Raw genomic sequence first — 18,532 nt, 5'->3', positions numbered from 1 at the left:
GAGTCGGATCAGGAGTGGTCGGCCGTCAGCCGCAGGCGTCCTCCCAGCAGCCAGGTGAAGACGTCCGGCAGCACCCGCAGCGCTGCGAAGTGCGCCTCCTCGGGGTGCACGATGGCCCGGCCCCCGGGAATGCGTTCGGCCAGCCATCGGGTGTGGCTGGCCGGTGAGAACCCGTCCCGTTCGCCGTGCCACAGCAGGACGGGTACGGAGATGTCGGCCGGTGAGAACCCCCAGGGGCCGCAGAAGGACAGGGCGTCGTCCACCCAGCCGTCGGCGGACACGCTCAGCGCCTCCTGGTAGTTGCGCAGCAGCATCGTGCGGATGACCGCGTTGGCGACCACCCGCAGATCGGACTCGGTCAGCTCCCAGTGCAGTTGATCCAGTAACTTGCGCGGATCGGACTGAATGGTGACGGAACGTTTTCGCAGACTGTCCGCGAGCTGTTCGGGTCCGTCCAGGGCCTTGGTGTACTCATTGACGTTGGAGGCCGTCATCCCCGCGAACCAGTCCAGTCCGTCCGCGTCCCGAGGGGCGAGGCCGACCAGGACGGCGGCCCGGGTGACCCGGTCCGGCAGCAGGGCGGCGCAGGCGAGCGCGTGCGGGCCGCCGCCGGAGCGGCCGACCACGGCGAACCGCTCGACGCCGAGGGCGTTCGCGATGGCGGCCACATCTGCGGAGACATGGGCCACCTGGCGGCCGGGGAGCCGGTCGGAGGGGCCGTAGCCGGGGCGGTCGTAGGTGATGAGGCGGACCCGCTGGTGGTACAGGAGCATCGACCGGGGTGCCGGACCCAGCCGGCTTCCGGGGGTGCCGTGCAGCAGGAACACAGGTGAGCCGCCGGGATCTCCGCTGATCTCGACGGCTAATCGGCGCCCGTCCCCCGTGAATACGTCTTTGAGCATGCGCGGCCCCCTTCCGAAGCCCCCGCCCGCTGCGGCATGCCATGTGGTCGTGCAACGGCCATTCCCCATCGTGCCCCAGATCATCCCGAAGTGCGGTTGTTTCCGGCTTCTGGCAGGGCAATGACCGAGAGGTGGCGGGGACTTGTCGGTTCGGTACGCGAGCCTCAGCCCCCCACCACATCGACGAATACAGGATTCGAGTAGAACCACGTGTCCGTCCACGGGTCCCCGTCCCCGGGCGCGTGCGGGATCGGGCCGTGTGGGTCGATCGCGGCGCCGAGGTAGCCGGTGCCGTTGCGGTTGCCGTCGCTGCCGCGCAGGCGGACGTAGAAGGGCTCGGTCCCGGCGGTGAGAGGGATCCGGAGGGTGTACGTGCCCTTGCGGCCCTGTACGTCCTTCGTCGCCACGACCTTGGTGTCAGGCGCGCGCCAGACGTCGCGGTCCGCCACCGGGCCGTGGACCGCCCCGCGGATGACGTCGACGTGCGCCAACTCAGGCAGGATTCCCTGCGGGTTGGGGCGGGAAGCCGTCGTCACCGTCACGTTCAGGGTGAGCTTCTCGCCCTTTCGGACGCGTAGGCGGCCGCCCAGAGTCACGCCGCGGCCGTGGTCGCAGTCGCGCTTGAGGCGGACGTCGAGGCCGTCCAGCAGGTGGCCGTGGTCCAGCCAGACCCGTCCCGCGCGCAGGCCCGCCATCACCGCGCGGTAGCCGTAGCGGGTCACGCCGACGTGGGTGCGGCTGAACTGGCCCGGCCAGAAGTCGCTGCCCGGCTGCGGGGTGGTGGTGTTCACCGGGTCGGGCAGCTTGCCGGTGTTGTCGAAGTTCTGCCCGGCCGGCCAGTCGCCGTTCTTCCAGGTGTCGAAGACGATGCGGTGGGCGTCGGAGTTGGTGGTGATGGAGAACAGCTTCCCCTCGGCCAGCATCGAGTCCCACAGGCCGCCGACCGTCGCCGTCGCCCAGTCGAAGCCGCCGTACGTCAGGAACGCCTCCGCCGGATAGCCCGGCCAGGACTGCGCCGACGGCTTGTTCTCGTACTCGCCGCGCATCGACGTCGCCCCGCGCCGGCCGGGGATCGCCGCGCCCTGGGCTCCCGGCGCACCCTCCATGCCGATCATGATCTCGGGGGCCGCGTCCCGCCAGTTGCGCATCTCGTGCGGGGAGTCGATGCCGAGGCGCAGCGGGTGGTTGGCGAGGACGAGGACGTCGTCGACGTAGCCCTTGCGGCGCTGCGCGGCCAGCCACTTGACGGCCTTGACCGCGTGAGCCTCATTGCGGGCCGTGTCCGCCGCCCCCGGGGCTCCCTCGGTGTAGCCGAGCAGCTTGCCGTCGTAGGCGCTCTCGAACCGGGTGAGCAGGTCGACCTCGTGGCGGCCGGGCGCGGTGAAGACCGTGCAGTGCTCGGCTGCCGGGATGTACCACTCCAGGCCCTGGAAGATCAGCTGACGGGGGTTCTCGGCGCGGGCCCGGAGGATCTCCCGGTGCTCCAGGGCGGCGCCGTACTTGGCGTGGCCGAAGTTGGAGTGCTCGGTGAACACCATCCAGTCCAGGCCGTACCCGGCGCCCGCGGCGGCCAGTTGGGAGAAGGTGTACTTCGCGTCGTGGCTGTACACGGTGTGGATGTGGTGGTCGCCGACGAGGTAGGCGAGGCGCGGGTCGTCGCCGCCGAGGTGCCGGTTGCCGGCCGCCAGTGCCGGGGTGGCGGTCCCCAGGGCGAAGGCGGCGCCGAAGAGGCCCGCGCGGCGCATGAGCCCCCGCCGGGACACGCCCTGCGGGTCGAGGTCGGCGGCGGAGACGGACGGGTCGGCCCAGGTGGGCAGTTGCTGCTCGGTCATGGTGATCCTCGAAAGGGCGTCAGTGGGTCATGAAGGACGTGACGGGCAGCGCCCGTTCGACGATCCGGACGTCGCCGAGGCGGCCGTACAGGATCTGGTCGATCTTGCCGCCGTACTCGTAGCCGCCGAGCAGCCAGGGAAGGCCGACCGTGGTGAGGCCGATCGCGGTGGCGTGCGGGTTGCGGGCCACCGGGGAGCCCTGGACGTACATCGTGGTGTGCCGGCCGTCGTTGACGACGGCGACGTGCCACCATCTCTCCCGCGCGGTCTCGTCGCCCCAGTTGGTGGCGATGCCCTGCTGGTTGAGCGGCCGGACCGCCCACTGCGGGCCGGGCCCGTCGGACAGGGAGAGGGTGGCGAGCGGCTCGTCGGGGTCGCCCTCGGTCCTGCCCGCGGCGCCGCCCGTTCCGGTACGGCTGACCAGGCCGGCCCAGGCGTGGTGCGAGGCGTCCCAGTCGGCGGGCACGCGGTAGAACGCCTCGATGGTGTAGCCGCCCCGGAAGGTGGCCTGGTTCAGCGGGGCGCCGTCGACCGTGCGCAGATACGCGCCCCTCAGCGGGGACTTGAAGCCGGTGAACTCCAGGCTGCCGTGAGCGGGCTGGTCGGGGTGGTGGTCTGCGGACCAGCCGAGTGTGCCGCCGCCGACCGAGACCACGGTGAGGTCATTGCCGCGGCCGGACAGGTCACGGACGGTGCCGGAGACGGGGGAGTCGAAGCGCCAGTAGGCGGCCGTGCCCCGGATCAGCATCTTCGACGCGGGGCGCGCCGGGCGGGCCGGCACCGGGTCGAAGCCGGAGAAGCGGTCCGCGAAGGCGATGCCGACGGAGAACCGGTCGGCGTCGCCGCTGAGCTCGATCTCCTGCCGCTCCAGCTCGTTGAGGCCCTTCGCGGCACGGCCGAGGATCCACGGGGAGACCGTCTCGACGTCGATGACGTCACGGTCCAGGTCGAAGTGGTAGAGGCGGATCATCGCCGCGCCGCCGAAGTAGCGGTTCTGGTAGTTCGTCAGGTGCAGGTGGACGTCGTTGCCCGCCGCGTTCTTGCGGGTGGCCCGGCCCGCGGGCCAGTAGTGCCCGTTGAGGGTGAGGAAGATCTGGTCCTGGTCCTTGACCAGCTGGTCCCACAGCTGCTGGCCGTAGGACGACAACTGGTCGTCGCCGACGACCAGTTCGTGGGTGGTGAGGATGACCGGTGTCTTCGGGTGCCGGGCGAGCACGTCCTTCGCCCAGGCGTACCCCTTCTCCGACAGCCGCCAGTCCAGCGCGAGCACCATCCACTCGCGGCCGGCCGCCTCGAACAGGTGGTAGGTGTTGTAGCCGTCCGAAGAGGCGCCGCCGAAGGAGGACTTGCCCTGGAAGCGGCGCGGTCCGAACGCGTCCAGGTACGGCGTCGGGCCACGCTGGTCGTTCGTGGACGACCTCACGTCGTGGTTACCGGCGAGGACGCTGTAGCCGACGCCGCGCCGGTCGAGCAGCTCGAACGCCTCGCCGATCGCCGCGAACTCCTCCCTCGCCCCGTTCTCGGTGAGGTCGCCGAGGTGGGACAGGAAGACGATGTTGTCCTCCCGGCCGTGCTCCAGGAGATAGCGCAGGGACGCCTCGACGGGCGCGGGGTTGATGCTCGGCCCGTCGAAGAGGTACTGGGTGTCGGGCATCACCGCGAGCGTGAAGCGACGGCTGTCGGCATCGGGACGCCAACCGGCCGTCGCCGTCGCCGGGGACGCCTCGGCCACGCCCGGCAGGGCGACCCCCGCCGTGGCCGCGGCGCCGAGCAGCGCGGTGGCGCGCAGGAAACCGCGTCTGCCGGCACCGGCCTGAGGGGCCTCGCCCTGTTCCTGGTCATGCGAAGTACACACGTGTGCTCCGTAAGTAGATCCGTGGAAGATCCGTGAGGGGTGACGGTGAAGGGCGTGGGGGGTCAGAGCGCGCGCAGGGTCCAGCTCCAGCGATGGACGCCCGGGGCGACGAGATACGGGGGTGAGGTGTCGGGCCCGCAGGAGGCGGTGCCCAGGCCGCGGTGCGCGGCGTCGATGTGCACCACGCAGCCGGGCCGCGGGACCAGCTCGTCGTGATGGCCGGCGGAGGCGAGGTCCTGCGCCCGGTAGCGGGTCACCGAGATCTGCCGGGGTTCGTCCAGGGCGACGGAGAGGCCGGTGGCGTCCGGCGCCGACAGCATGAACCGCCGTACGCCATGCCGTCCGCCGCTCTCCTGCGGCCGCAGATACGGGGTGAACAACTCCTCGACGGGGACCGAGTGATGGCCGACGGGCGCGCCCGCACAGCGGTCGGGGTACGACTCCCACGGGCCCTGCCCGAACCAGTCCAGCAGGTCGAGTTCGGCGACCGTCTCGAAGACCGTGCCGACCCGGGCCACGTCGTCGAACGCCTCCGGCAGCTCGGCCTCCTCCTCGACCCGGACGCCGCCCTCGACGGGCGTGAGCACCTGCCGGTGCCGTACGACACCGGTCGTGCCCGCGTACTCGGCCTCCACGGTCACCCGGCCGGAGTCCTTGCGCACCGACACGACCTTGCGCACCAGCGCGTCGAGCCCCCAGCTCCGCCAGCGCGTGGCCATGCCGCCGAGCTCGTCGTTGTCGGTGGGCGCCCGCCACAGCGAGAGCGTCGGCGCGGCCGTCAGCAGCGGATGGACGAGGAGAGCCTCGCCGTCCACCTCCACCTGCCGGGCCACGGGAGCGACCTCGGCGGCGGCGGGGCCGCGCAGGCGCACCTGCGGCACGCACACCTCGGTGCCCCGCGGCGCCCACGGCTGGTCCTCGGCCACGCTCACCCGCAGCGTCAGCCAGGCCTCGCCGCCGTCCTCCGGCAGCGCGAACGGCAGCGGCACCGCCGCCGTCTCACCCGGGCACAGCTCCGGCAGTTCGGCCGGTGCGGTCAGGGTGCGGCCGTCCGCCAGCGACAGCTCCCACACGGCGGTCAGCCAGTCGAAGCCGCGGAAGTGCTGGTGGTTGGTCAGGACGATGCCCTCGTGCCGGTAGCGCTCGATGCGTACCGGCGCCGCGATCTCCCGGTGCTCGTACATCGCCGGCTTGGGCGTACGGTCGGGGAATACCACGCCGTCCGCGATGAACGCGCCGTCGTGGATCGTCTCGCCGAAGTCACCGCCGTAGGCCCAGCGGTACCCGGGCGCGGTGACACCGTTGTCGTAGAGGCCGGCGCCCCCACGCCCGACCGGTCTTCCGTCGCTCACGCGCTGAAGAATTCCGTGGTCCCAGAACTCCCAGATGAACCCGCCCTGAAGACCCGGGGTGGCCTCGATGGCAGCCCAGTGGTCGGCGAGCGTGCCGTTGCTGTTGCCCATGGCGTGCGAGTACTCGCACTGGATGAGCGGCCTGGTCTGCTCGCCGGAGAGCGCGTGCGCGACGCAGTCCTCGATGGGCGCGTACATGGGGCAGGCGATGTCGGAGGCGTCGTCCGTCGCCGCCCAGTCGAGCTTGGCCGCACCCTCGTACTGGATCGGCCGCGTCGGGTCGTGCCGGCGCACCCAGCCGGCCGCCGCGTCATGATTCGCGCCGTAGTCGGACTCGTTGCCCAGCGACCAGATGATCACCGACGGATGGTTCTTGTCGCGGAGCACCATGCGTGAGACTCGGTCCACGAAGGCGTTCAGACAGCGCGGGTCGTCGGCGATCTCGTGGGCGTGGTCGTGGGACTCGATGTCCGCCTCGTCGACGACGTAGAGGCCGAGCTCGTCGGCGAGGTCGTACAGGGCGGGGTCGTTCGGATAGTGGGCGGTGCGCACGGCGTTGAAGCCGAAGCGCTTGAGCAGGACGAGGTCCGCGCGCAGGTCGTCGTACGACACCGTCCGCCCCGTCAGGGGGTGGAAGTCGTGCCGGTTGACGCCCCTGATGAACACCCGCTCCCCGTTGACCAGCAGATCCCGGCCGACGATCTCGACGTCCCGGAAGCCGACCCGGTGCCGGGAGGTGTCGGCGACCGTGCCGTCCGCGCGGTGCAGGCGCACGGTGAGGTCGTACAGCTCGGGCGTCTCCGCGTTCCAGGTGCGCACCTCGGCGACCGTGGCCAGCAGCCGGGCCTCGCCGAGGAAGTCGGAGACCCGCTCGTCGTCCGCATTCGCACGGTCGAACTCGGCGTCCTGCGCGAGCGGCGCGCCGTCCAGCTCGCCGGTGAGATACCACCCCTCGGGCAGCGCCCCGCCAGCGTCCCGCACCCTGCAGTCCACGCGCAGATCGCCACCGTACCCGGCCCGCACGGTGACGTCCGCGAGGTGCAGCGGGTCCGTCGCGTACAGCAGCACCGAGCGGGTGATCCCACCGTGCCACCACTGGTCCTGGTCCTCGATGTGCGAGGCGTCGGACCACTTCACCACGGTCAGCCGTACGGTGACCCGCGCACCGGGACGCACCAGTGCCGTCAGGTCGAACTCGGCCGCCAGGTGCGAGTCCTTGGAGACACCGACCGGCCGCCCGTCCACCTGCACCAGCAGCACGCTCTCGGCGGCCCCGACCTGGAGCACGATCCGGCGCCCGGCCCAGTCGGCGGGGACGTCCACCTCACGCTCGTACACACCCGTCGGATTCACCTGGGGCGAGCCGGGCGGGAACTCGGGGAACGGCATACGGACGTTGGTGTACCGCGGCAGGTCGTCCGTGCCCTGCATGGTCCAGACGCCGGGGACGTACGACGACGACCAGGTACCGCCGACCGGCGCGTCAGGAGCCGACAGCAGCTGGAAGCGCCAGTCGCCGTCGAGGGGGAGTGCTCCGGAGCGCCGGTCGACGGCGTTCATGGGCAGCCGCCCCCAGGAGGTCACCTCGGGTGCCTCCCAGGGGCGGAGAGCCAACAGCGGGTTCATCCGCGTACGGCTCCCTTCGCGAGATCGCCGATGATCTGCCTGGCGCCGACCGCGAACACGATCAGCAGGGGGATGAGGGCGAGCAGAGCGCCGGTCATCACGATGCCGTAGTCGGTCGTGCCGTGGGTGCCGTTGAGCTGCGACAGCGCGACCTGGAGGGTCACGTTGTCCGGGTTGGTCAGGGCGATCAGGGGCCAGGCGAAGTCGTTCCACTGGCCCATGAAGGTGAAGATGCCGAGGAAGGCGAGACCGGGCCGGACCACCGGCAGCGCCACGTGCCAGTACTGGCGCAGGAAGTTCGCGCCGTCGAGCTTGGAGGCGTCGAGCAGTTCGTCGTGGATGGCCGTCTTCATGTACTGGCGCATCCAGAAGATGCCGAAGGCGTTGGCCGCGGCCGGCACGATCAGCGCGGTCATCGAGCCGATCCAGCCGATCTTCGCCATGAGGACGAACTGCGGGATGACCGACAGCTGCGCCGGCACCATGAAGATGACCATGAGCAGCCCGAACAGCACGTTCTTGCCCGGGAACTCGAACTTGGCGAAGACGAAGGCGGCGAGGGAGTCGAAGAGCAGGACCAGGAAGGTCACCGACACGGCGACCAGCAGCGAGTTCCACATCGACCCGAAGAAGTCGACGGCGTCGAAGAGGCCTCGGAGGTTCTCCAGGAAGTGCGTGCCGGGCAGCAGTTTCGGCGGGTACGAGAAGATCTCCGACGAACTGTGCGTCGACATGATCACGGCCCAGTAGAACGGGAAGGCCGAGAACAGCGTGCCGATGACCAGCGGGAGGTGCAGCGCGATCCCTCTGCGGCGGGACCCCTTGATGGAAGACATGATGCGCCCCTCCTACTCGCCCCGGCGCTGCACGAGGCGCCAGTTGATGATCGAGAAGAGCACGACGACCAGGAAGATGCCCCAGGCCACCGCGGCTCCGTACCCGAAGTCGTTGTTGTCGAAGGTCTGCTGGAAGAAGTAGAGGACCATCGTCTGACCCGAGTGGCCCGGACCGCCCGCGAACGTCGAGTCGTTGGACGAGGTCTGGAGCAGGACCTGCGGTTCGGAGAAGCTCTGCAGACCGGTGACCGTGGAGACGACGAGCACGAACAGCAGGGTGGGGCGCAGCAGCGGCAGCGTGATCCGGAAGAAGGTCTGGATCGGCCCTGCCCCGTCCATGCGCGCCGCCTCGTACAGGTCGCTCGGGACGGTCTGGAGTCCGGCGAGGAAGATGATGGCGTTGTAGCCGGTCCACTGCCAGGTCATCAGCGCCGCGATGGTGACCTTGATGCCCCACGGTGTGTTCAGCCAGGCCACCTGGTCGAGCCCCACCGCGTTGAAGACGGCGTTCACCAGGCCGGAGTTGGTCGAGAAGATCGAGCCGAAGACGATGGCGATCGCGACGACCGAGGTGACGTTCGGCAGGAAGTACGCGACTCGGTACAGGCCCTTGAACCGGACCGCCGAGTTGAGCATCACGGCCGTGACCATCGCCAGGAAGATCATGGGGAACGTGGCCAGCGCCCAGATGACGATCGTGTTGCCGATCGAGTTCCAGAAGTCGCTGTCGCTCAGCAGGTACTGGTACTGCGAGAGCCCGGCCCACTCCATCGATCCGAGGCCGTCCCAGCGGTGCAGGGACAGATAGAGCGAGAAGCCGACCGGGAACAGGCCGAAGCCGAGGAAGATCAGGTAGAAGGGGGAGATGGCGGCGTAGAGATGCCAGTACTTGCGCAAGCCCGTCCGAGGCTTGGTCGTTGACGGCTGTGCCACCGCGGGCGGGGTCTGCTCGAGGACGGCCATCAGTAGCTCACCCCCAGGTGCTTCGCGATGCGACGGCACTTGCTCATGGCGTCACTCCAGGCCTTCTCGGGGTCCTTGCCGAGGACGTCGACGTTCCTGATCTCGTCCTTGATGGGCTGCCCGAGCGCGACGTCGTACGGGCTGTTGTAGGCGACCGCGATCTTCTGAGCGGCGGGACCGAAGACGTCGGTCGTGACCTGGCCGCCGAAGAAGGGGTCGGGCTCCCGCATCTGCTTGAGGTCGTAGGCGGCGGGGGTGGAGGGGAAGAGGCCCGCGTCGACGTAACCCTGCGCCTGGTTGGCCGCGTCGAGCATCCAGGTGATGATCTCGAAGGCCTGCTCGGGCTCCCGGCACGCCTTGGTGATCGACAGGAACGAGCCGCCGTTGTTGGAGGGCCGCACGGGCATCTGCGCCACCCGCCATCTGCCCTTGGTCTTCGGCACGCCGTTCTTGATGTCGAAGCTGGCCCAGGAGGCGTTCAGCTGGCTGGGCAGCTTGCCGTCCTGGATGGCCGACAGCTGGTCCGGAGTACCGCTGACCAGATTCGAGACGATCTTCCGCTGCTTGGCCTCCACCGCGAGGGCCCAGGCCCGCCGCACATGTTCCTGGTCGCCGATGAAGTGGCGGTCCTTGTCGACGTACCGCTGCGCGCCCTGCTCCACGACGTTCCCGAAGACGGAGACGATGTCGGTGAGCAGCTTGGCCCCCGGGACACGCCTGCCGAGCTGCACGCCCGCGTCGAAGAACTTCTCCCAGGTGTTCAGTTCGCTCGACACGTCGTCGGGCTCGTACGGCAGCCCCGCCCTGCGGAAGACCTCGTACTGGTAGTAGTGCGCGACCGGCCCGCAGTCGATCGGGAAGCCGACCATCGTGCCGTCGTCGGCGATGCCCTGGTCCCACTTCCAGGACAGGTACCGGCTCTTGTACTTCTCGGCTCCCAGCGTCCGCAGATCGATGAACTGGTCCGCGTTCGGCAGGTAGGCGGCCATGTCCTCGCCCTTGAGCCCCGCGATGTCGGGGATGTGGGCCCGGCCGGTGATGGTGGTGATGAGCTTCGAGCGGTACTGGCCGCCGATCTGGATGGCGTCGAGCTCCACGGAGCCGCCGTAACGCGCCTTGGCGTTCTTGACGACCGTGTCGCTCAGGCCGCCGCTCCAGTACCACAGGACCATGTTCCGGCCGGTCGAGCCGGTCGGTACGGCGCAGCCGGACGTCAGGCCGCCGAGCGCCGTGGCGGCCGTACCGGCCAGGCCCGCGCGGAGCAGGCCTCTTCGTGAGAGCCGCACAGCTCCCACCGCCTTTCGGATCTTTTCTGGATACGTAGTTGGGGGGAGGTGTCAGATCTGCCGTGCCGGCGGGGTCACGGGGGCGTAGGCGACGGGCGGCCCCGGATCGTCCGGGAGCCGGTCCGCCAGGAAGCCGTATGTCCGCCTCAGCTCGGGATCGGTCAGGGAGCGCCACCAGCGGTCGACGCCGTACCAGCCGGGGGCGGCCAGGGCACCGCCGTGCCGGCCGACCGACAGACCGGCGGAGAGGACGGCGAACCGCAGTCGCTCCTCCAGCGGCCAGCCGCCCAGAGAGGCCGCGACGAAACTCGCGCCGAACACGTCCCCGGCGCCGGTCGGGTCGAGGACGTCGACGGGCAGGGCCGGGACCTCCGCGTACTCGCCGGTGATCTGATCGACGGCCACGGCCCCGTCCCCGCCGCGCGTCACCACGGCCACCGGCACCAGCTCGCTGAGCGTGCCGAGGGCCGCGACCGCGCTGTCGGTGCGGGTGTACGCCATGGCCTCGCCCTCGTTGGGGAGGAAGGCATGGCACAGCGTGAGCTGGTCGAGGAGGTCCGTCGACCACTGCTGGGTGGGGTCCCAGCCGACGTCGGCGTAGATGTGGGTGCCGTTCGCGGCTGCCTTGGCGAGCCACTCGCGCGGTTCCGCCTCGATGTGCACGAGGGCGGTGCGAGCCTCGGGCGGGTCGCCCATCAGCGCGTCCTGCGAGTACGGGGGCTCCTGGCCGTGGGTGACGAGCGCCCGGTCCCCGCCGTAGGCCAGGGAGACGGTGACCGGGGTGGGCCGGCCGTCCGCGGTGCGGGAGAGGGAGAGGTCGATGTTCTCCTGGTCGCGCAGGATGTCCCGGCAGCACTGGCCGTAGAGGTCGTCGCCGAAGACCGTGGCCAGCGAGGTGCGCAGGCCGAACCGGGACGCGGCCACCGCGAGGTTCGCGATGCCGCCGGGACCGCAGCCCATGCCGTCGGTCCAGATCTCCTCGCCCGGCGTCGGCGGCTTGCCGAGGCCCGTGAGGACGAGGTCGTAGAAGAGCAGCCCGGTCAGGAGCACGTCGGGCCTGTCGTCGTCCACCCGCACACCCTCTCGTCAAAACTCGTCATTTTCGATGACGGGAATCGTGCGCCGCTCCGGGAGATTGGTCAATACCCGAGCAGAAATGAGCATGGCGATGATTGAAAATGACGAGTAGGGTTCACGCTGTGCTGGCAGAACGACGACACCAACTCATCCTGCGGGCCCTGCGCTCGGGCGGCCCCGCGGCCGTGACCGATCTCTCCGAGCAGCTGGGCGTGAGCCCCGCCACGATCAGGCGTGACCTGCTCAAACTGGAGGAGGACGGCCTACTGACACGGGTGCACGGCGGCGCCGTGGTGGAGGAGGGCGACCAGCCCTTCGCCGAGGTCGCCGAGGTGCGCGTGGCCGAGAAGGACGCCATAGCCGCGCACGCGGCCGCCATGGTCGAGGACGGCCAGTCCGTGCTGCTCGACATCGGCACCACCGCCTACCGCCTGGCCCGTCAGCTGCACGGCCGCCGGCTCACCGTGATCACCAGCAATCTGGTGGTCTACGAGGAGCTCGCCGACGACGAGGGCATCGAGCTGGTGCTGCTCGGCGGCATGCTCCGCCGCGAGTACCGCTCCCTGGTCGGCTTCCTCACCGAGGACAATCTGCGCCAGCTGCATGCCGACTGGCTGTTCCTGGGCACCAGTGGAGTGCGGCCGGGCGGGCAGGTGATGGACACGACGGTCGTCGAGGTGCCGGTCAAGCGGGCCATGATCAAGGCCGGTGACAAGGTCGTCCTGCTCGCCGACGCGGCGAAGTTCCCCGGGCACGGCATGGCCAAGGTGTGCGGTCCCGAGGACCTGGACGTGGTGGTGACGAACGAGCCGGTCGACCCGGTGACACGGTCCTCCTTGCAGGAGGCGGGCGTCGAGGTCGTCGTGGCGGGAAAGGTGCAGACGTGAAGCTCACGATTCTCGGCGGCGGAGGATTCCGTGTGCCGCTCGTGTACGGGGCCCTCCTGACGGACCGCGCCGAGGGCCGGGTCACCCACGTCGTCCTGCACGACCTGGACGCGCGCAGACTGTCCGCCGTGACCCGCGTACTCGCCGAACAGGCGGCCGCCGTGCCCGACGCACCCCGGGTCACCGCCACCACCGACCTGGACGAGGCCCTGCGCGGCGCCGACTTCGTCTTCTCCGCGATCCGCGTCGGCGGCCTCGAAGGCCGGGCCAACGACGAACGGGTCGCGCTCGACCAGGGCGTCCTCGGCCAGGAGACGGTAGGCGCGGGCGGCATCGCCTACGGCCTGCGCACCGTCCCCGTCGCCGTAGACATCGCGCAGCGCGTCGCCCGTCTCGCGCCGGACGCCTGGGTCATCAACTTCACCAACCCCGCGGGCCTGGTCACCGAGGCCATGTCCCGCCACCTCGGCGGCCGCGTCATCGGCATCTGCGACTCACCGGTCGGCCTCGGCCGCCGTATCGCCCGCGTCCTCGGCGTCAAGAACCCCGGCGAGGCGTGGATCGACTACGTCGGCCTCAACCACCTCGGCTGGGTGCGCGGCCTGCGTGTCGCAGGCCGTGACGAACTCCCGCGCCTCCTCGCCGACCCCGATCTGCTCGGCTCCTTCGAGGAGGGCAAGCTCTTCGGCGTCGACTGGCTGCAGTCTCTCGGCGCCATCCCCAACGAATACCTGCACTACTACTACTTCAACCGCGAGGCCGTCCGCTCCTACCAGGAGGCCGACAAGACGCGCGGCGCCTTCCTGGCCGATCAGCAGGCGCACTTCTACCGGGAGGTCGAGCGCTCGAACGCCTCCGCCCTGGACGTCTGGGACCGCACCCGCGCCGAGCGCGAGGCCACCTACATGTCGGAGAACCGGGAGACGGCCGGCGCCGGCGAGCGCGAGGCCGACGACCTCTCCGGCGGCTACGAGAAGGTGGCCCTCGCACTGATGCGGGCCATCGCCCGCGACGAGCGCACGACCCTGATCCTCAACGTCCGCAACCAGAGCACGCTGTCGGTCCTCGACTCCGACGCCGTGATCGAGGTGCCCTGCCTGGTCGACGCCAACGGCGCCCACCCGGTCGCCGTCGCCCCCCTGCCCGACCACGCCACCGGACTCGTCTGCTCGGTCAAGGCGGTCGAGCGGGAGGTGCTGGCCGCCGCCGAGTCCGGGTCCCGCTCCACGGCGGTGAAGGCGTTCGCGCTGCATCCGCTGGTCGACTCCGTGAACGTCGCCCGCAGGCTGGTCGAGGGGTACTCCTCCGTCCATCCGGGACTGGCGTACCTTAAGTAGCGCCGACTGCGGAAAGCGCTTTCGGCGGCTGTCGACGGCTTTCGATGATCCAACCCCTCGCTTCCCCCTCCGTTCTCTCCTCTCTCCCTCCCTGGAGACCCTGATGCACGACGAACGCCGCCGGATCGAGGAACGCGTCGAGCGCGTCCACAACCAGCGCATCAAGCCCGCGATCTACTCGGCCACCGTCCCCTTCGAGGTCGAGGCCTGGCAGGCGTCGGGTGAGCCGGTCTCCTTCGAGGAGGCGGCGGCCGCCCGGTACACGCCCTTCGCGATGGACACGCCGTGGGGCCCGCCCTGGGGCACGACCTGGTTCCGGATGCGCGGACAGGTGCCCGCCGAGTGGGCCGGACGGCGGGTCGAGGCGGTCATCGACCTCGGCTTCGTGGGGGACTGGCCCGGCAACCAGGCCGAGGCCCTGGTCCACCTCGCCGACGGCCGCCCGCTGAAGGCGGTCAACCCGCTCAACCAGTACGTGTCGATCGGCAACCCGGTCGCGGGCGGCGAGGAGATCGACTACCTCGTCGAGGCCGCCTCCAACCCCGACATCCTGGCCAACGACTTCGCGGCCCCGACCCCCCTCGGCGACGTCCTCACCGCGGGCGACAAGCCGCTCTACACCTTCAAGCGCGCCGACATCGCCGTCCTGGACGAGGAGGTCTGGCACCTCGACCTGGACCTCCAGGTGCTGCGCGAACTGATGGTCCACCTCGGCGAGCACGAGCCCCGCCGGCACGAGATCATGCACGCCCTCGACCGGGCCATGGACGTCCTCGACCTGGACGACATCTCCGGCAGCGCGACGGCCGTACGCGAGGTCCTGGCGCCCGTCCTCGCCAAGCCCGCCCACGCCAGCGCCCACACGATCTCCGGTGTCGGCCACGCCCACATCGACTCGGCCTGGCTGTGGCCGATCCGGGAGACCAAGCGCAAGACGTCCCGCACGTTCTCGAACGTCACGTCCCTGGCGGACGAGTACGACGACTTCATCTTCGCCTGCTCGCAGGCCCAGCAGTACGAGTGGGTGCGCGACAACTACCCCCACGTCTGGTCCCGGATCCAGGAGTCCGTGAAGAAGGGCCAGTGGGCGCCGGTCGGCGGCATGTGGGTCGAGGCCGACGGCAACCTGCCCGGCGGCGAGGCCATCGCCCGCCAGCTGATCCACGGCAAGCGGTTCTTCATCGAGCACTTCGGCGTCGAGACCAAGGGCGTCTGGCTGCCCGACTCCTTCGGATACACCGCCGCCTACCCGCAGCTCGCCAAGCTCGCCGGCAACGAATGGTTCCTGACCCAGAAGATCTCCTGGAACCAGACCAACAAGTTCCCCCACCACACCTTCTGGTGGGAGGGCATCGACGGCACCCGCATCTTCACCCACTTCCCGCCCGTCGACACCTACAACGCCCGCTTCAGCGGCGAGGAGATGGACCGCGCGGTCCGCAACTACCAGGAGAAGGGCGGCGGTTCACGCTCACTGGCCCCCTTCGGCTGGGGCGACGGCGGTGGCGGCCCCACCCGCGAGATCATGGAGCGGGCGCGCCGCCTCGCCGACCTGGAGGGCTCGCCCAAGGTCGTCGTGGAACACCCGGACGAGTTCTTCGCCAAGGCCCGTGCCGAGTACGAGGACGCCCCGGTCTGGAACGGCGAGCTCTACCTGGAGCTGCACCGCGCCACCTACACCTCCCAGGCCCGCACCAAGCAGGGCAACCGGCGCAGCGAACACAAGCTCCGCGAGGCCGAGTTGTGGGCGACGACGGCCGCGCTGCACGCGCCGGGCTACGCCTACCCGTACGAGAAGCTGGACCGGCTCTGGAAGACGGTCCTGCTGCACCAGTTCCACGACATCCTGCCGGGCTCCTCCATCGCCTGGGTGCACCGCGAGGCGGAGGCCGAATACGCCCGGGTCGCGGGCGAGTTGGAGGCGCTGACGGCGGAGGCGATCGCCGCGCTGGGCGGCGGCGAGACCCGGGTCTTCAACACGAGCCCGTTCGAGCGCGCCGAGGTGGTCCGTACGTCCGAGGGCGCACCGGTGTACGTCACGGTGCCCGCGAGCGGCAGCGCGCCCCTCGCCGCCGCGTCGCGTCCCCCGCAGCCCGTGTCCGTCTCCGGCCGGGTCCTCGACAACGGCCTGGTCCGGGTCGAGGTCGCCGAGGACGGCACCCTTTCCTCCGTGTACGACCTCCGCGCGAGCCGTGAGGTGTTGGCCGACAAGGGCAACCTGCTGCGCCTGCACACCGATCTGCCCAACTACTGGGACGCCTGGGACATCGACAAGCACTACCGCAACCGCTACAAGGACCTGCTGGAGCCGGAGGCGGTCACCGTCGTCGAGGAGGACCCCCTCCTCGGCGCGATCCGGGTCACGCGCCCCTTCGGCAAGGGCTCCAAGGTCACCCAGACGATCACCCTGCGGGCCGGGAGCCCCCGGATCGACTTCGAGACCGAGATCGACTGGCACGAGGCCGAGAAGATCCTCAAGGCGGGCTTCCCGGTCGACATCCGCGCCCCGCACTCCTCCGCGGAGATCCAGTTCGGCCACATCCAGCGCCCCACCCACACCAACACCAGCTGGGAGGCGGCACGCTTCGAGGTCTCCGGCCACCGCTGGGTGCACATCGCCGAGCCCGGCTACGGCGTCGCGGTCATCAACGACTCGACGTACGGCCACGACGTGACCCGCACGGTCCGCGAGGACGGCGGTACGACGACCCGGGTCAGCCTCAGCCTGGTGCGCGCCCCACGCGTCCCCGACCCCGAGGCCGACCAGGGCATGCACCGTCTCACCTACTCCCTGCTCCCCGGTGCGAGCATCGAGGACGCCGTCGCCGAGGGCTACGCCCTCAACCTGCCCCTGCGGGTGGCGGACGCGGCGGGCGCGCCCGAGCCGGTCGTCTCCGTCGACGGCGGCGGCGTGACCGTCGAGGCGGTCAAGCTGGCCGACGACGAGTCCGGCGACGTGGTGGTACGGCTCTACGAGTCCCGGGGCGGCCGGGCCCAGGGCGTCGTGCGCACCGGCTTCCCGATGGCCGGCGCCCAGATCACCGACCTGCTGGAGCGCCCGCTGGAAACCGTCGAGATCGACGGCGGTGTCGCGGTCTCGCTGCGCCCGTTCCAGGTCCTGACCCTCCGCCTCCAGCGCGCCGGAGCTCAGTGATGGCGATCCAACCCTGGTTCACCGACGCCAAGTTGGGGATCTTCATCCACTGGGGCATCTACGCGGTGGACGGCGTGCAGGAGTCATGGTCGTTCTACGACGACATCGTCCCGTACGACCGGTACATGTCCCAGTTCGACCGGTTCACGGCGTCCCGCTACGCACCGCGCGACTGGGCGAAGCTCTTCGCCCGGGCCGGCGCCAGGTACGCCGTGCTGACCAGCCGCCACCACGACGGCGTGGCCCTGTGGGACACGGCCCACGGCGATCTGAACGTGGGCCGTGACCTGATCGGCGGCTACGCCGACGCCCTGCGCGAGCAGGGGCTCAAGGTCGGCCTGTACTACTCCCACTCGGACTGGAGCCACCCCGACTACGCCTCCACCCGCAAGCCGGGCCGCCCGCCGGAGCTGGAGGACAACCGGTACTCGGAGGTCGCCGCCGAGGACGAGGACCTGGCGGCCTGGGAGCGGTTCATCGCCTACCGGGACGGCCAGATCCGCGAACTGGCCTCCCGCTACCGGCCGGACCTGATGTGGTTCGACGGCGAGTGGGACCGCAGCGAGGAGCAGTGGCGCATCCCCGAACTCGCCGCGCTCATCCGGTCGTATGTACCGCAGGTCGTCTTCAACGCCCGCATGCTCGGCGAGGGCGACTACGCCACGCCGGAGCAGGGCGCCCCGGTCGTCCCGCCCGACGGGCCCTGGGAGCTGTGCCTGACGATCAACGACTCCTGGGGCCATCAGCACCACGACCACAACCACAAGTCGGTCGACCAGCTGATCCGCTACTTCACCGAGACCATCGGGGGAGGCGGCAACCTGCTGCTGAGCGTGGGTCCGCGGGAGGACGGCACGATCCCGGCGGAACAGACCGAACGGCTGGAAGGCCTCGGCGACTGGATCGCCCGGCACGCGGAAGCGGTGTACGGCACCGAACGCGGCCTTCCGGCCGGGCATCACTACGGTCCGAGCACCCTTTCCAAGGACCGACGCACCCTGTATCTGACGCTGTTCGACGCCCCGCGTGCCGAGATCAACGTGCGCGGGCTGCTCGGCGGGGTGCGGCGGGTGACGGTGCTCGGCAGCGGTCGGGAGCTGGCCCACCGGATCACCGGCGGTCTGCACGAGACGCCCGGGGTGCTCTGGATCGAGCCGCCCACCGCGGCGGACCTCGACCCGCATGCCACGGTGCTCGCGGTCGAGCTGGAGGGGGAGCTGGAGCTCTATCGGGGCTCGGGCCGCTTCTGACCCACCACCCGGCGGTTCCCTTCGGGCCGGTCGGCCGCCGCCCCCGTGACAGCGGTCGGCCGGCCCGAATCCCCCGTACTTCCCCCGTGGTGGTGCTTCCCCCGGTGTTTCCTCGGTCCCCCGTTGCCTTTCACTCTTATGAGCGCGCCGACGGCCCCCTGATACACCCTCCCGG

Annotated in this window: 12 protein-coding genes; 4 read left to right on the top strand and 8 right to left on the bottom strand. The window is 70.3% G+C overall.

Annotation, left to right across the window (positions count from 1 at the left end; all coding sequences use genetic code 11):
* Positions 1-8: 8 nt before the first annotated feature.
* From ACFPQ9_RS03700 to ACFPQ9_RS03665, 8 genes are all read right to left on the bottom strand, one after another.
* Entirely contained in the window at positions 9-902 is an 894-nt protein-coding gene (locus tag ACFPQ9_RS03700; protein ID WP_380846384.1) for an alpha/beta fold hydrolase, read from the bottom strand.
* Positions 903-1,066: 164 nt separating this feature from the next.
* Positions 1,067-2,734, bottom strand: coding sequence for a histidinol-phosphatase (locus ACFPQ9_RS03695; RefSeq protein WP_380846381.1), 1,668 nt, complete (start codon positions 2,732-2,734; stop codon positions 1,067-1,069).
* A gap of 19 nt (positions 2,735-2,753) precedes the next feature.
* Entirely contained in the window at positions 2,754-4,589 is a 1,836-nt protein-coding gene (locus ACFPQ9_RS03690) for a LamG-like jellyroll fold domain-containing protein (RefSeq protein WP_380846378.1), read from the bottom strand.
* A gap of 62 nt (positions 4,590-4,651) precedes the next feature.
* Positions 4,652-7,567 (bottom strand): glycoside hydrolase family 2 TIM barrel-domain containing protein, encoded by a 2,916-nt coding sequence (locus tag ACFPQ9_RS03685; protein ID WP_380846375.1) that lies wholly within the window; start codon positions 7,565-7,567, stop codon positions 4,652-4,654.
* Complete coding sequence (locus tag ACFPQ9_RS03680) at positions 7,564-8,403, bottom strand: carbohydrate ABC transporter permease (RefSeq protein WP_380846372.1); 840 nt, start codon at positions 8,401-8,403, stop codon at positions 7,564-7,566. Before ACFPQ9_RS03680 ends, ACFPQ9_RS03685 begins: the two co-directional genes overlap by 4 nt.
* A 12-nt stretch (positions 8,404-8,415) precedes the next feature.
* On the bottom strand, positions 8,416-9,366 hold the full coding sequence (locus ACFPQ9_RS03675; protein WP_380846369.1) for a carbohydrate ABC transporter permease: 951 nt from the start codon (positions 9,364-9,366) through the stop codon (positions 8,416-8,418).
* A complete protein-coding gene (locus ACFPQ9_RS03670; RefSeq protein ID WP_380846366.1) occupies positions 9,366-10,652 on the bottom strand; it encodes an extracellular solute-binding protein in 1,287 nt (428 codons plus the stop codon). Before ACFPQ9_RS03670 ends, ACFPQ9_RS03675 begins: the two co-directional genes overlap by 1 nt.
* Before the next feature lie 51 nt (positions 10,653-10,703).
* On the bottom strand, positions 10,704-11,723 hold the full coding sequence (locus ACFPQ9_RS03665; RefSeq protein WP_380846363.1) for a carbohydrate kinase family protein: 1,020 nt from the start codon (positions 11,721-11,723) through the stop codon (positions 10,704-10,706).
* Between the two features lie 128 nt (positions 11,724-11,851).
* On the opposite strand from ACFPQ9_RS03665, the gene ACFPQ9_RS03660 reads away from it, so the two are divergent.
* From ACFPQ9_RS03660 to ACFPQ9_RS03645, 4 genes are all read left to right on the top strand, one after another.
* Positions 11,852-12,616: a DeoR/GlpR family DNA-binding transcription regulator gene (locus ACFPQ9_RS03660; RefSeq protein ID WP_380846360.1), complete on the top strand. Its 765-nt coding sequence runs from the start codon at positions 11,852-11,854 to the stop codon at positions 12,614-12,616.
* Positions 12,613-13,953 carry a 6-phospho-beta-glucosidase gene (locus ACFPQ9_RS03655; protein WP_380846358.1) on the top strand — a complete coding sequence of 447 codons (1,341 nt, stop codon included), beginning with the start codon at positions 12,613-12,615 and terminating at the stop codon, positions 13,951-13,953. The genes ACFPQ9_RS03660 and ACFPQ9_RS03655 overlap by 4 nt, the downstream gene beginning before the upstream one ends.
* A 103-nt stretch (positions 13,954-14,056) precedes the next feature.
* Positions 14,057-17,107, top strand: coding sequence for an alpha-mannosidase (locus ACFPQ9_RS03650; RefSeq protein ID WP_380846355.1), 3,051 nt, complete (start codon positions 14,057-14,059; stop codon positions 17,105-17,107).
* Positions 17,107-18,357 carry an alpha-L-fucosidase gene (locus ACFPQ9_RS03645; protein ID WP_380846352.1) on the top strand — a complete coding sequence of 417 codons (1,251 nt, stop codon included), beginning with the start codon at positions 17,107-17,109 and terminating at the stop codon, positions 18,355-18,357. Before ACFPQ9_RS03650 ends, ACFPQ9_RS03645 begins: the two co-directional genes overlap by 1 nt.
* The last annotated feature ends 175 nt before the right edge of the window (positions 18,358-18,532 follow it).

The organism is Streptomyces coerulescens (assembly GCF_042657965.1).
GTDB classification, from domain to species: domain Bacteria; phylum Actinomycetota; class Actinomycetes; order Streptomycetales; family Streptomycetaceae; genus Streptomyces; species Streptomyces coerulescens.
Note: the sequence above shows the minus strand (reverse complement) of the source record. Positions and strands in the feature narration are given on the sequence as shown.